A 14,320-nucleotide genomic window follows, 5' to 3' on the forward strand; every position below is an offset into this window, starting at 1 on the left:
TTTTTCTGCTAAAAGACTCTTTCTGCCTCTGCCAGCTGCGTCATAGACACTAGTGATACCATGCAACCAGTATTTCCTTCTTATGGTATAGACGCTTCTAGGGTTATAGCCAAAGTTCTCTGCTACGGTCGCTATAGGATGACCTTGACTCAGTTGATGCAGCATGAGCAGTCTGATTCGCGCTCTGGCATTGCCTTCTGTTTTAGATAATTGCAGAAAATCGTGGTCTGTGAGTTTATGATTTCTAGGGGTTTTTTTCGGCATGTGATTCTATTATGTTGTTGAGTTGGTTATATTGTACCTTATTTTTTGGAATTGGTATTAGCTTATTTAGTCGGCAGACCGGTACCACACTCACCCGGGGTATGGCTGATGGCAGTTGCAGTGGTGCAGGCCATACAGGCATTGCCAGCAGTCTTATAGCTGACTTGACCATTAGGGGCCTTGTGTTTAACACACACTGGATCATATTGCATGGTGCACATGGTTTGTTCTTTATCCGGAGTAAAAGGGCCACACTGTGCTACTTTAGTGCTGTTACCGGAGTGATTGGCATCAGGAGTGCTAATGGGAGCAGGCGTCTGGGTATGAGGAGTTGAGTTAGAATCTTCTGCCGTAACACAGCCTGTAGCCAGTAAACCTGTGGTAATCGATAAAGCCATAATTTTTGAAAAATTAAATAGCTTATGGCGTCTTTTTTGAATCAATGCCGTCATAGTGATACCTCATCCTAATTGAGTGTTGAGTTATTTTAAGCTTATATCTTAGCAAAAAAATAGCCTACCCAAGGTAAGCTATTTATGTATCTTGTATCCAAAACATTACTTTTATCTAAATTAGATAAAAAGATCTATTTTTGTTCTGCACCCGTTTGCACATACTTATCGAAGTTATCTGCATAATCGTCTAAGTTATCACTTAACATTTGACGATACTGCTTGGTATAAAACTCAATGATTTCATTTTTTTCTGCTGCCAAATCACTGCCTTTAACGAAGCCAATAGAGGCGACAGACGCACTGTAGCGGGCGGCTGCATATAATAATGAAGCACCCACTTGACCCGAGTGTGATTCAGGGCCTAACTGACTGTTGGCAAGCTCAATAATGGCATCAGCACGTTTATAAAAAGCTTCAATATCTTTTGATAACTTAGGATCTTCGTTGTTGTTAGGGGTATCGGTCATAATGATCAACTTTAATTTTATTAATTAAATGGGTTAAATACAGCACCCAAGCTTACGGCTATGAGTGCTGTATTTACATGCTTTAGATATTGGCGTCTGCTCTTAATAGCTCTGCTTTGTCTACCTTTTCCCAAGTGAAAGCAGTCTCACTACCTTCGCGACCAAAGTGGCCAAAAGTAGCTGTTTGCTGGTACATAGGCTGTAGCAGATTTAGCATATGAGTAATGCCATAAGGACGTAGGTCGAAGTGAGTACGGATCAGCTCGATAATGACTTCGCGGCTCACTTTAGCAGTACCAAAAGTGTTCACTGCAATTGATGTCGGTTCAGCAACCCCAATGGCGTAACTGATCTGAACTTCACAACGCTCAGCAAGACCGGCAGCAACGATGTTTTTTGCTACATAGCGACCCGCATAAGCAGCACTACGGTCAACTTTTGAAGGGTCTTTACCACTGAATGCACCGCCACCATGACGCGCCATACCACCATAAGTATCTACAATAATTTTGCGACCCGTTAAGCCGGCATCACCCACAGGACCGCCGATAACGAATTTGCCGGTTGGGTTAATATGATAGCGAGTGTCTTTGTGTAGAAGCTCAGCTGGGATAACTTGCTTGATAATGCTTTCCATCACCGCTTCATGCAAATCGGCTTGGGACACATCTGGATCATGTTGGGTAGATAAAACCACAGCATCAATAGCTGAAGGGATACCATTGGCATACTTTAGAGTCACTTGAGCTTTGGCATCAGGGCGTAACCAAGATAGTTCACCAGAACGACGTAACATAGACTGACGTTCCATTAAGCGGTGGGCGTACTCAATAGGAGCTGGCATCAATACTTCGGTTTCATTGCTGGCATAACCAAACATTAGACCTTGGTCACCGGCACCTTGGTCTTCTGGGTTTTGACGGTCAACCCCTTGGGCGATTTCAGGAGATTGTTTACCAATCATATTGATAACCGCACAGGTATTGCCATCAAAGCCTAAATCTGAATGGTTATACCCAATTTCATTAACTGTCTCACGAACAATGCGTTCGATGTCGATATTGGCAGTGGTTGAGATTTCACCAGCTAAAACTACTGCCCCTGTTTTAACTAAGGTTTCACAGGCCACACGGGCGTGTAAGTCTTCACGCATAATTGCATCAAGCAAAGCATCTGAAATTTGATCTGCCATTTTATCAGGATGGCCTTCACTTACAGATTCTGAGGTAAAAAGTTGATAGTCATGCATAGTAGGAGAGTCACTTATATTCAGGATTCAGGAGCTTGGATTCAGGAATTGAGATTTTAGCACGGCAATGACGCTTTAAAAGTCATTACGGTATGATGGTAAAATCAAACAAGATAATCATAAAAATTTAAATAGCCTATTTTACCCTTAACTCACTGAAAACTCTAGTGAGTTGACGCTATTGATGGGTTTATGTTCTACATAATAGGTCTTAAAGGCGAGGCGGTGCTTATTATAATTCTGCGAAAGCCTGCTTGTCTTTAAACATACACTCTTCATAGACCGGACAGGCTCCACATTTCGGAGTACGTGCTTGACAGGTGTAGCGCCCATGCAAAATAAGATAATGGTGGGCATCGACAAGATAATCTTCAGGAACCCGCTCTAAAAGTTTTTGTTCTACAGCAAGCACAGTCTTGCCAGTGGCTAGGCCAGTACGGTTGCTAACGCGAAATATATGGGTGTCTACGGCCATGGTGGGATGACCAAAAGCTGTGTTTAGGACCACATTGGCTGTTTTTCGGCCCACGCCTGCCAGTGCTTCTAAATCTTTACGATTATCTGGTACTTGGCTGTCATGCTTCTCAATTAAGTCTTTACAAGCTTTAATGACGTTTTTGGCTTTTGAGTTAAATAGGCCTATAGTCTTGATATACTCTTTTAGCCCTTCTTCTCCTAAAGCATAAATGGCTTCAGGGGTATTGGCTACTGCATAAAGCTTACGGGTAGCTAAGTTGACGCTGACGTCTGTGGCCTGAGCCGATAAGATAACCGCTATAAGCAGCTCAAAGTTGCTGCTATATTCAAGCTCAGTCACCGGCTCATCAATGGCTGCCGCTAACTTCTCAAAAAAAGGGCGTACGTTACGATTGGGCAGACGTCTTGAAGGAGGGGTCTGTGCTGTCTTATGCTTAACAACTTTACTCATATTGATTTAATGTCTCGTCAAATCTACCAATTGTTAAAATTAGAAAAAGCGTTATAAATCGCTCAACAATTACCCATCAAGCTCGGCCAGCTGCTGTTTTAAGTCACCTAATTCTGCTTGCTTGCTGGGGTTAGGGCGTACGCTTAGCTGTTTTTCTAGCTTTTTGATTTTGGTACGTAGCTTTGCTCCAGCTATGGTGGCTTTGGCTTGAGAGGCATCGATATCTAAGCTTTGGTGTGAAGCATTACCTATCATGGTCTCGATGACACTGGTCACGGGCTTAGAATGGGTTTTATCTGCCATTTGCTCTGCCACACGATTGAGATGATTATGATAGCGATATCGCAGATGTGCTTGTTCTTTTTCTCTAAACTCAGCCGTTTCGGTAGCAGGATTACGAGGCATTTCAATAAGATCAATACAATCTACAGGGCAGGGGGGTAGGCACAGCTCACAGCCGGTGCATAAGTCGCTGATGATGGTGTGCATGTGTTTGCCAGTACCAATAATGGCATCCACTGGGCAGGCAGGAATGCACTTAGTACAGCCAATGCAATCATCTTCTCGTATCACTGCGCGCACTTCAGTAGGGCGGCTGGTATTAGGATCTACCGGCCAGGCAGACTCACGGACGGGTAATACTTCTCTGTCTAGTACTTTAGCAATGGCATCACTAACCGGCTGACCGCCAGGTACACATTTATTGTGCGGCTCATTATCTACCGCCATAGCAATGGCGTAGGGCAAGCAGCCTTCAGGATGGTCACATAGTCCACACTGAGTTTGAGGTAAGGTGGCATCAACTGTGGCAATCTTTTGACGTTGGCTCTGTGTCAGGCGCTCAAGCCCAAAGCGATTAAATAGAATAGGAAGGTCGTCTAATCGGTCAGTGCTCACGAGTACCTCATCATAAATAGTAATTGAATAACTTAAAAGTCAGTACCGACGGGCACTAACCAAAGAATTATTGGTAATACTTTAACAGGCTTTAGTTGATCGTTGCCCCTTTCATTTGACCTGAAATTGAGCGGTGTCAACGGTTTACTTAACGTTTATATACCTTAAAAGCTAGGATCCAATAAATAAATTATTGGCCAAGATAGGGTCTATATTTAGGCGACTGGTTTGTAGCTGCTGACCCATTACGGGTTTTTGAAACAGCAGGTTGGTCGCTTTTGTGGCCTCATCGATGCTATAAAAGCAGCCCACACCTTGGGTTTCAGCCAGTTTTGGGTGCTTCTTAAATAGTTTGGCAACCCAATTCACATGATCGCTAATTTGAGTTTTAGCCGTTAGTATCTGTGCGGCTAGGTGACTAAAGTTGGCGTGCGAGCCTTGACCTTCAGATTGGGTGTCTTCATCGATAGCTAGCGCGACCTGGCCCCCGGTCATCGCCAAATAAACTTCCGCTAGAATTTCCGAGTCTAATAAAGCCCCGTGGAAGGTACGGTCCATTTTACCCACATTAAGACGGCGTACTAGAGCATCTAGAGTGTTCTTTTGACCCGGATACTGCTGTTTGGCCATTACCAAGGAGTCAGTGACTGTAATCTTCTCAGCAAAGTCGGTTAGCCCAACTTTATCAAATTCCATTGATAAGAAGCTGATATCAAATGGGGCGTTATGGGCAATAACTTCCGCCCCAAGCATAAACTCATAAAGGGGCTTAGCCACTTCTTTAAATTTAGGTTTGTCCGCTAAGAAGGCCTCTGAGATACCGTGAACTCTAATAACCTCATCATCCATACCGCGCTCAGGGTTGATATAGACGTGTAACTTTTCGCCTGTAAACTTGCGGTTTACCAGCTCAATAATACCTACTTCAATGATTCGGTCCCCTTTTAAAGCATCGAGACCTGTGGTCTCGGTATCCATAATCAATTGACGGCCACTTTGCTCTCTATTAACAGGTTCAGGTAATAGCGGTTTAAAGTGAGGGTTGGCACGACTGGTATCGCCATCAAACTCAATGTCTTGCACCTCGTTTGATTGCTCTTGAATCGCTTGGGCTGTCTCAGCATTATTTTGTAGGTCTGGTATTGAACTATGGGTCAAAGGCTGTGTAGCAGGCGAGTCGGCATGAGGATTGCCAAACTGTGCTGCCAAAGCCGCTTCTTCTTCAGCAGACATCTCATCAAAACCTAGAGGATCATCTTTAATCCAATCATTACTGTCTTGAAAGTTGTTATTTTCCGAGTTAATCATATTGCTTGGGGATCTCGTGGTGTTATTGTGAAGAACGTTTGATTCATCAAAAAGGGGGGAGGTCGGTGTTTGCGCCTCAGAAGTAACTAAATTTTGTGAGTTATTTAGTTTTTTTTTAAGCTCATCGCTGTCATTAGGAAGAGGGGCAATGGAGTCAGAGGAAGATAGAATGCCACGGTTGGCCAGCTCATCTGCTTTTTCGTTACCTTCATGACCAGCATGGCCTTTAACCCAGTGCCAGCTAACATCACGGTTGGCTTGTAATGCATCTAGGCGTTGCCATAGCTCTTGGTTTTTTACTGGTTTATTGCCGGAGGTTTTCCAGCCTTTATTTTTCCAGCCTTGAATCCAAGAGGTAATGCCATTTTTAACATAGCTTGAGTCGGTCCAAATCTCTAGGTGCTGATTATGAGGGCTATTTTCTAAAGCCATAATTGCTCCCATCAACTCCATTTGGTTGTTGGTGGTATCAGCTTCGCCGCCAAAATACTCAATTTGACGACCATCACTAAGCACTAATAGAGTCCCCCAACCTCCAGGACCAGGATTTCCTTTGCAGGCACCATCAGTGAAAGCGATAGTGGTATTGGGCTTAGGATTAAGAACAGACATAGCGACTCACTCTGGCTAAAAAACAGCAAAAATAGTTAGCGCCTAGTATAGCAAATATGACCTACTTATTTGAGTTTGCCTCTTTAATATATTTACCAATAGTCACAACAGCGATAACAAGTTTGCTAAAATATGGGTAATTCTATTGAGCTACCGGAACTTTGCCTTGAAACCATTAAATCTATCAAAAATTTATTCGACCGTACTCCTATCAGGGGTAGCCTTATTGGTAACCGCTTGTGATAAGTCTGAGACAGCCGACCCTGCAGTGAGTGCTGATACGGCGGCTGAGACTTTAAATTCTAAACAAAGTATTAAACACCATGCTGATATGTTTTCGGGCTGCTATACCGTAAGTAAAGATGAGCCACCACAGATTAAGGTCAGTCAGCAGACACAAGGTTTAGTGATGCAGATGAAAGAGCCAAAATCTGCCAATAGAGTTTGGGATGATCCAGAGCCATTAGAGCCTATAGCTATTGATAAAGTATCAAAATACTTTTCAGTTGATGAGAAAAACGTAGAAGGGGTAATCGGTCGACCAGATCGAGTATTCGTTGTTGCTCAAGTTAAACAGGCCTATGTTAACATTGATCCGACTTTAGACAGTCCGTACCTAGGTTATATTTTACAAGGCTCTAATACCATTTATAAAGTTGAGTGCGATGATACTCCAGCAGATGAGCTAATAGAAAACCCACATCAAAATAAAGAGGGTGTGGGTAATATCGTGATTAAGCCTGCGGGCAAAGTTGAGAGTTAAGCGGCTTTATTTAAAAGTAATAATTATTTGAAAGCACAAATAATATTAAAAAATTGCGGATATCAAGAGTTAGCTTTTAAGTCACTTGGCAATTAGGAATAAAGAAAATGGGTTTTTTAAATTATTTATTAATGGGAGCCTTGGCTTATGCAGCAGGCTGGGCGGTTCGTCTGTATGTTTTAGAAAAAGGCCCGAAACCTGAGCAACCTTATAGTCTTTCGCATCCTAAAATTAAAATTTATTTGGCAGTGTTTTTTGGAATTATGCTGTTGATATCTGCCTTGTTAGGCAAGTTCGTGCTAGGGCATGCGGGGCTAGATGTGGCTTTCGTTATTGTTAACAGCTTAGTAGCTACCTTTGTGTTCTCTTTTGGCCTAAGCCCAGATCATATCCGACACGACCTACCTGATTAAGCGCCTTATCTAAGTTATCTGGCGCTACCTAATTAAAGCGGCATAAAAAACCCCATAAGTTAACTTATGGGGTTTGTTTTATTGTGGAAAAAAGATAAAAATTAAGTTTAAGGCTCAACCACCTTAACGCCCTCTTGGGTCTCAACAACTTTAGAGCCCGCAGGGTGAGTAGAGGTCTCAACAACAGAGATATAAGCATCTGCGTTATTGTTATTATTGATATCTACCGGAGTCAGCTCTTTTTGTTTGACTACTTTAACAGGCTGAGCGGCTTCAATGGCGTAAGCTTGTTCAGGAGTTACAATAGCAGGTCCACGGCTCGCCTCAACGGCTTGTACGGCTTTTTGCTTATCTGTTTGATTATCAAAGACGTTTACTAAGTTACGATACTTTGAGGTAGGCACAGCAACAGGACCTAAGTTCGCGCCGCCGCCTAATACTTGATACAGCTCAATTTGATTATTTAGACGCTCTTGTTCTAAATTCAAGATGGACTGCTGAGTTGAGAACAGTGAGCGCTGAGCATCTAGTACGGCGAGATAATCGTCAACTTGAGCTTTAAAGCGCGCTTCAGAGATATCAAATAGACCTTGATAGTTCTCTTGTAAGCGGTATTCAGCTTGGGTTCTTTGATCTAGGGTTGCTCGATCAGCCAGTACATCATTCACCTCTTTAAAGGCATTTTCGACAGCACTTTCATAATTGGCAACGGCTTGATCACGCTCAATTTGTGCCACTTCATAGTTGGCATCGCGTTGACCGGCATCAAATAAAGGCAACTTAATAGAAGGACCAAATGACCAACTTGCAGAGCTGCTCTTAAATAAGTCAGATAAATCGCTACTTGAATAGCCAAGGTTACCCGTCAAGCTAATTGACGGATAATAAGCAGCTCGAGCCACTTCAATATTGGCACCTGCAGCTTTTAAGTTGTATTCAGCTTGAAGTACATCAGGACGGTAGCGTAGCAGATCACTTGGCAAGCCAGCACTTAATACTTGGCTAGAAGCAATAGCTGGTACTGCAGGCTCTGGCAGCATATCATCACTGATAGGAGCACCGACTAAGAATTTAAGAGCATTTCTAGCTTTCAAAACACCACTTTGAGCATTTAAGGCAGCAATGCGAGCAGTTTCAGCAGAAGCCGCTGCTTGTAGAGAAGGTGCTTTTGAGTCAATCCCAGCATCTAAACGAGCTTTGGTGATACGCAGTGATTCTTCACGAGTTTGTAGAGTGCTCACCGCAAGCTCTAGCTGCTTTTGCTGATAGCTTAGATTGACATAGCTCTTAGCGATATTGGCAATCAAGCTGACTTGAGCGGTATCTCTAGCTGCTGTGGTACTTAAATAGTTTTGTAGCGCTTGATCTTTTAAGCTGGCAACTTTGCCCCAGAAATCAAGCTCATAGGCAGCCAAACCAAGACCAACATCAAAGACATCGGTGCCGTTGTCATAGCCACGTTGGCTTGTACGGGTGTAACCGCCGTTAATACCTACAGAAGGTGCATCACTACTATCGGTAATGCGGTATTGAGCTTGAGCCTTTTGGATGGCCAAGATCGTTTGCTTAACGTCTTTGTTATTATCCAGGCCCATTTGAATAAGCGCTTTTAGCTTAGGGTCGGTATAAAAACTCTGCCAACGTTCTGCGGCAAGACTTGAGGGTACTTGGTTATTCCCATATAGCTCGTAATTTTCCCCTGGTAAAAGAGGAATATTAGGACGAGCAACCACCGGACTTGTATCGGCAGTCGGTACTGTCTGACAGGCGCTAATAGCGACTGTCAAAGCAGATAAACCAAATAACCGTGCCCATTTATTAGATCTATTCATAGCAAATGCACTCACAGCTCGACTTTTAAGAATTATATTTGATTTTACAGATGTCGTCATTGAGTGTTATCTCCAAAATTGGCTGGGGTAGAGGTAGTGCTGGTGTCTGTAGTCGCTAATGCTGGATTAGGCTGAGTTTGAACACCGGTACCGGAACCATTATTAGTGCCATCCCCTTTATACTTAAATATAGTACGCACCCATACATAGAACATTGGGATAAAGAAAATACCTAAGAAGGTTGCAGTAAGTACACCACCTACAACACTGGTACCGATGGCATTCTGACTTCCTGCCCCTGGACCGGTTGCTATGTACAGTGGTAATACCCCTAAACCAAATGCCAATGAAGTCATGATAATAGGACGCAGTCGCTGACGAGCAGCAAGCATAACCGAATCTTTCAAGGACATTCCAGCTTCTTGGTGTTCTTTGGCGAACTCAATAATCAAAATAGCGTTCTTAGCTGAAAGACCTACAATGGTTAATAAACCCACTTGCAAATAAATATCGTTTGCAAAGTCTCGGAACCAAGTAAACATGACAGCCCCTAACACCCCTAATGGTATCACTAAAATAACCGAAAAGGGCACAGACCAGCTTTCATATAATGCAGCTAGACATAAGAAAACAACTAAGATGGATAGAGCATATAGCATGGGCGCTTGTGCCCCTGACTTTTTCTCTTCTAGAGACATGCCTGTCCACTCATAGCCAACACCTTCTGGAAGCTGTTCAATCATTTGTTCCATAGCGACCATAGCTTCACCGGTACTTAGTCCAGGTGCTGCGCTACCCTGAATGTTCATCGATGGGAAACTGTTATAACGAGTTAAACGAGGTGAACCGTGTTGCCATTCGCTGTCTGAGAAAGCATCGAATGAAATCATGTCACCTTGATCGTTACGAACATACCATTTGTTGATGTCTTCAGGGTTGGTGCGACTGTCAGCCTCACCTTGTACGAACACACGTTTAATACGACCTCTGTCTACGAAGTCATTTACGTAAGCTGAACCCCAAGCAGTAGAGATAACCCCATTGATAGAAGACAAAGGTAGGCCATAAGCTGCTGCTTGTTCTTGATTGATATTAACTTTCAATTGAGGGGCATCTTCTTGACCGTTAGGACGAACCCCAGTAACTTGGTCGCTTTGACTAGCTATACCCAATAATTGATTACGAGCGGCGGTTAGACCGTCATGTCCGATATTACCCACATCTTGCAGCATTAGGTCGAAACCACTGGCGTTACCCAGCTCAGTAATAGCTGGCGGAACGATGGCATAAACCTGTGCTTCATTAAGCTGAGTAAAGAAATAGCCCATGGCTCGTCCAGCTACTGCTTGCGCCGTATTCTCTTCACCTACGCGGCCATCCCAGTCAGATAAGCGAACGAACGCCAGACCCATGTTCTGTCCTTGACCAGAGAAACTGAATCCTGCAATAGTAAACACCGACTCTACGTTATCGGGTTCTTGAGTGCCATAGTAGTTGGATACTTTATCTAGTACAGCCTGAGTTTCATCCAAAGATGAACCTGGAGGTAATTGAACTAGAGTTACCATAATACCTTGGTCTTCTTCTGGTAAGAAAGAGCCTGGAATGCGCATAAATATTACCGCCATGAGGCCGATAATTGCTGCATAACCTAAAGCATATAACAATTTATGGCTAACGCTCTTACCAATTATACCTTCATAAGAATGGCTAACCTTCTCAAAGCTACGGTTAAACCAACCGAAGAAGCCTTTTTTATCTTCGCCATGATTCTTTTGGCGTTTAAGTAAGGTAACACATAGTGCTGGTGTGAAAACCAAAGCAACTATCGCAGACAGCACCATACTGGTAATTAGGGTAATTGAGAACTGACGGTAAATAACCCCTGTTGATCCCCCAAAGAAGGCCATAGGTACGAATACCGCTGATAAAATCAAGGCAATACCAATAACTACCTTACTAATTTCGCCCATTGACTGAATGGTAGCGTCTTTAATGGAAATGTGAGGATCTTCTTCCAAGATACGCTCGACGTTTTCAACCACAACAATGGCGTCGTCCACCAGTAGACCAATGGACAGTACCATGGCGAACATGGTCAGTACGTTAATACTAAATCCAGCCACATATAGCACCGCAAAGGTTCCTAATAGAACCACTGGTACCGCCAGTGTTGGAATAACTGTTGCACGCCAGTTCTGCAAGAATAAGAACATTACCAAGAATACTAAGATAATGGCTTCGATTAGCGTCTTAACTACTTGCTGAATTGATAGCTTGACGAATGGAGTAGTGTCATAAGGAACTACAGAAACTAGCCCTGAAGGGAAGTTAGCTTCAAGCTCAGCCATACGCTCTTCAACCAGTTGTCTGGTCTCTAGGGCGTTTGAACCTGGTGCTAATGAAATACCAATACCTGATGATGGCTTGCCATTGTAAAGCGCGCTAACACTGTAGTTTTCACTGCCAATTTCAACGTCAGCCACATCTCCTAATCTAACTTGAGCACCACTGCTGTCAGTTTTTAATAGAATGTTTTTAAATTCTTCAGGCGTTTGCAAATAAGATTGTACGGTCACTGTAGCATTAATAACCTGTTTGTCTGCAGCGGCAGGAGCTTGTCCTAATTGACCTGCTGAGACTTGGGCGTTCTGGGAGCGAATAGCATTGACGACATCACCAGGAACTAAGTTATAGCTGCGTAAACGCGCAGGGTCTAACCATACTCGCATCGCGTAGGCTGAACCGAATAATTGTACCTCACCAACCCCTTCAACACGGCTAATTTGGTCAACGACGTTAGAAGCCACATAGTCAGCAATATCTACGCTGTCCATAGAGTTGTCTTCTGAGATGAAGCCTTGAACCATTAAGAAGCCACTTGAAGACTTGTTAACGTTTACCCCTTGACGCTGTACAGATTCCGGAAGCGCACTCATCGCTGCTTGTAGTTTATTCTGCACTTGAACTTGTGCGGTATCAGGGTCAGTACCGTTCTCGAAGGTTAGAGTTACTGAGCCACTACCACTAGAGGAGCTTGATGATGACATATACATTAAGCCATCAAGTCCCTTCATACGCTGTTCAATAACCTGAACAACAGAGTCCTCAACGGTTTGCGCGTTAGCACCAGGATAAGAGGCGCTAACACTAACCGTTGGCGGTGCAATACGAGGGTACTGCTCAATCGGTAAGTTAATGACCGCGATTATGCCCAGTAGCATGATTAAAATTGATATTACCCATGCAAAAATAGGGCGGTTAATAAAAAATCTCGACATGATATTTTCCTAGTCTGCCTATTTTTGAGTTATTTTGCAGCGTTTGTCTCAGCCGTTTCTTGCTTTTGAGGCGCTACCGGGCCTTTTGGCGTCCCAGATTTATTGGCTACAGGGCCTTGTGTTTGGGCTGCACCTTGTTGTGGAGCAGTACCTTCTGCTTGGTAAGGCTTACTAACCACTTCTTGCTCTGGGGCCACTTTAGAACCACCTACCACAACGATGTTCTCACCTATTTGTAAGCCGTCGGTGACAACCCAATTACCGTTATAGGTACCATTTACAGTCACATCACGAACCTGGATTTTATTGTTTTGGTCAACGATATAAACTTGAGTATCCCCTTTAGGCGTACGAATTAATGCACTTTGCGGTAATAAAACAGCGTTATTAATTAGGCCTTGAATTAGACGGGCTTTGACATACATGCCTGGCAGTAACATATAGTTGTCATTTTTGAAAATAGCTCGTAAGGTTACCGCGCCAGTATCTTGATCAACTTTAGCTTCTGCTAAAGACATCTGACCTTTAATAGGGTAGGTGCTACCATCTTCTAACACCAACTCGACAGTATTGTTGCCTGCTTGAAGTGCGCCACTGGCTTGTTGTTGTTTTAACTTTAATAACTCAGAGGAAGATTGACTGATATCTACGTAGATAGGATTAATCTTAGAAATAGTAACCATAGGATTGGCTTGGTTAGCATTTACTAACGCACCAGCAGTCACATTAGAACGCTCTGAAATACCAGAGATTGGGGCTCTAACGATGGTACGATTCAAATCTAACTGAGTACCTGAAAGTTGAGCTTTGGCAGTATTCACAGCGGCTTGTGAGCTTGCAATGTTAGCTTGTGCTTGTTGCGCTGCTGCTTGGGCACTGTTTAAACCAGCTTGAGCCGTTTTCAGCTGGGTAACTGCTTGTTCGTATTGCTGTGCGGAGATTGCCTGCTGAGCCACTAATGGTTTTAAACGCTGAACATCCGCTTGAGCTTGTTCAAGTAAGGCTTTTTGTGATTCTATATTAGCAACCGCATTGTTATAGCTTGCTCTAGCGGTTTGAACGTTTGCTTCAGCTTGTTGTACTGCAGCTAAATTAGCGCCTTGGCTAGATTGGTAGTTTTCAGGGCTGATTCTGTAAAGGGGTTGGCCTTTTTGAACCATACGACCTTGCGGATAAAGAATCTCGTCCACAACCCCGGTTACTTGAGGTCTAATGTCGGCTACCTCGTAGGCTGCAGTACGACCCGAAAACTCGTGAACTAAAGGTACCGTTTGAAATTGGACGGGCATAATATTCACAACTGCAGGTGGCATCTGTTGCTGAGCAGCTGCAGCATTTGCTTCGTCTTCTTTTTTATCACAGCCTGCAATGAATAGACCGGATACAGCTAAACTAATAGCGAGGAAAAGGTGCGAGTGTTTCATGTAATAAAACCTTAATAGTGGGTCATCACAAGCAATGTATTGCTAGCTTGTACGCAAGAGGATAGTGTGTATTTACAAATTACACGTACTTTAGCAATGAAAAGCTAGATGCTTGTTTTAAATTTGTAAATTTCGTAGTGACTATGCTTTTATCTTTCTAGTTTATAAATTAATAGGGCACTTATAAAGCTTTTTAGCAGTATTAATTTCTGTAACACCGTCCACTTTAAATAAAAAACCTCTGTACACGACAAAAATGCTCAAAGTCTCAAAGGTCGTGGACTAGGAGACAAATAACTTATTAGAACCTCAAACACACGTCGATTGCCAGCAAAGAAATACTCACGCAAACCATCAATCAAAACATCCAAACCAATAGCAAACAAACTTTGCTGGGGTCGACCATGTTTCTTAAGCTTTCGTCTTT

Annotated in this window: 12 protein-coding genes; 2 read left to right on the top strand and 10 right to left on the bottom strand. The window is 43.2% G+C overall.

Annotated features, from left to right (window positions below; genetic code table 11):
- From A1019T_RS06395 to dnaQ, 7 genes are all read right to left on the bottom strand, one after another.
- Positions 1 to 264 (bottom strand): helix-turn-helix domain-containing protein (locus A1019T_RS06395; RefSeq protein WP_143514051.1); only part of this gene is annotated, 264 nt, incomplete at its 3' end.
- A 62-nt stretch (positions 265 to 326) separates the two neighbouring features.
- Positions 327 to 716, bottom strand: a complete 390-nt coding sequence (locus tag A1019T_RS06400) for a hypothetical protein (protein ID WP_077450913.1) — start codon at positions 714 to 716, stop codon at positions 327 to 329.
- A gap of 134 nt (positions 717 to 850) precedes the next feature.
- Positions 851 to 1,186, bottom strand: coding sequence for a DUF3144 domain-containing protein (locus tag A1019T_RS06405; RefSeq protein ID WP_077450914.1), 336 nt, complete (start codon positions 1,184 to 1,186; stop codon positions 851 to 853).
- A gap of 82 nt (positions 1,187 to 1,268) precedes the next feature.
- Positions 1,269 to 2,435: a methionine adenosyltransferase gene (gene metK, locus A1019T_RS06410; protein ID WP_077450915.1), complete on the bottom strand. Its 1,167-nt coding sequence runs from the start codon at positions 2,433 to 2,435 to the stop codon at positions 1,269 to 1,271.
- 232 nt (positions 2,436 to 2,667) lie between these two features.
- Entirely contained in the window at positions 2,668 to 3,363 is a 696-nt protein-coding gene (nth, locus tag A1019T_RS06415; protein WP_077450916.1) for an endonuclease III, read from the bottom strand.
- Positions 3,364 to 3,432: 69 nt separating this feature from the next.
- Positions 3,433 to 4,260: an RnfABCDGE type electron transport complex subunit B gene (locus A1019T_RS06420; RefSeq protein ID WP_077450917.1), complete on the bottom strand. Its 828-nt coding sequence runs from the start codon at positions 4,258 to 4,260 to the stop codon at positions 3,433 to 3,435.
- A 171-nt stretch (positions 4,261 to 4,431) separates the two neighbouring features.
- Entirely contained in the window at positions 4,432 to 6,180 is a 1,749-nt protein-coding gene (dnaQ, locus tag A1019T_RS06425) for a DNA polymerase III subunit epsilon (RefSeq protein WP_077450918.1), read from the bottom strand.
- A gap of 166 nt (positions 6,181 to 6,346) precedes the next feature.
- Between dnaQ and A1019T_RS06430 the strand changes: the two genes are divergently transcribed.
- Positions 6,347 to 6,943: a hypothetical protein gene (locus A1019T_RS06430; protein WP_077450923.1), complete on the top strand. Its 597-nt coding sequence runs from the start codon at positions 6,347 to 6,349 to the stop codon at positions 6,941 to 6,943.
- 107 nt (positions 6,944 to 7,050) lie between these two features.
- Positions 7,051 to 7,356, top strand: a complete 306-nt coding sequence (locus A1019T_RS06435) for a hypothetical protein (RefSeq protein ID WP_077450919.1) — start codon at positions 7,051 to 7,053, stop codon at positions 7,354 to 7,356.
- Positions 7,357 to 7,463: 107 nt separating this feature from the next.
- Here A1019T_RS06435 and A1019T_RS06440 read toward each other — a convergent pair whose 3' ends face one another.
- Genes A1019T_RS06440 through A1019T_RS06450 form a run of 3 tightly spaced genes read right to left on the bottom strand, consistent with a single transcriptional unit; the run spans position 7,464 to position 13,893 of the window.
- The gene (locus tag A1019T_RS06440; protein ID WP_244156559.1) at positions 7,464 to 9,188 is read right to left on the bottom strand and encodes an efflux transporter outer membrane subunit; all 1,725 of its coding nucleotides are present in this window, start codon (positions 9,186 to 9,188) and stop codon (positions 7,464 to 7,466) included.
- A gap of 56 nt (positions 9,189 to 9,244) precedes the next feature.
- Complete coding sequence (locus tag A1019T_RS06445) at positions 9,245 to 12,469, bottom strand: efflux RND transporter permease subunit (protein ID WP_077450921.1); 3,225 nt, start codon at positions 12,467 to 12,469, stop codon at positions 9,245 to 9,247.
- A 29-nt stretch (positions 12,470 to 12,498) separates the two neighbouring features.
- Positions 12,499 to 13,893: an efflux RND transporter periplasmic adaptor subunit gene (locus A1019T_RS06450; protein ID WP_077450922.1), complete on the bottom strand. Its 1,395-nt coding sequence runs from the start codon at positions 13,891 to 13,893 to the stop codon at positions 12,499 to 12,501.
- Positions 13,894 to 14,320 lie beyond the last annotated feature (427 nt).

This window comes from Psychrobacter piechaudii (assembly GCF_900162825.1).
GTDB classification, from domain to species: Bacteria; Pseudomonadota; Gammaproteobacteria; order Pseudomonadales; family Moraxellaceae; genus Psychrobacter; species Psychrobacter piechaudii.

Coding starts and splice junctions, on each gene's coding strand:
- A1019T_RS06400 (WP_077450913.1), bottom strand. CDS start 716: ATGACGGCATTGATTCAAAAAAGACGCCATAAGCTATTTAATTTTTCA.
- A1019T_RS06405 (WP_077450914.1), bottom strand. CDS start 1,186: ATGACCGATACCCCTAACAACAACGAAGATCCTAAGTTATCAAAAGAT.
- metK (WP_077450915.1), bottom strand. CDS start 2,435: ATGCATGACTATCAACTTTTTACCTCAGAATCTGTAAGTGAAGGCCAT.
- nth (WP_077450916.1), bottom strand. CDS start 3,363: ATGAGTAAAGTTGTTAAGCATAAGACAGCACAGACCCCTCCTTCAAGA.
- dnaQ (WP_077450918.1), bottom strand. CDS start 6,180: ATGTCTGTTCTTAATCCTAAGCCCAATACCACTATCGCTTTCACTGAT.
- A1019T_RS06435 (WP_077450919.1), top strand. CDS start 7,051: ATGGGTTTTTTAAATTATTTATTAATGGGAGCCTTGGCTTATGCAGCA.
- A1019T_RS06440 (WP_244156559.1), bottom strand. CDS start 9,188: ATGAATAGATCTAATAAATGGGCACGGTTATTTGGTTTATCTGCTTTG.
- A1019T_RS06445 (WP_077450921.1), bottom strand. CDS start 12,469: ATGTCGAGATTTTTTATTAACCGCCCTATTTTTGCATGGGTAATATCA.
- A1019T_RS06450 (WP_077450922.1), bottom strand. CDS start 13,893: ATGAAACACTCGCACCTTTTCCTCGCTATTAGTTTAGCTGTATCCGGT.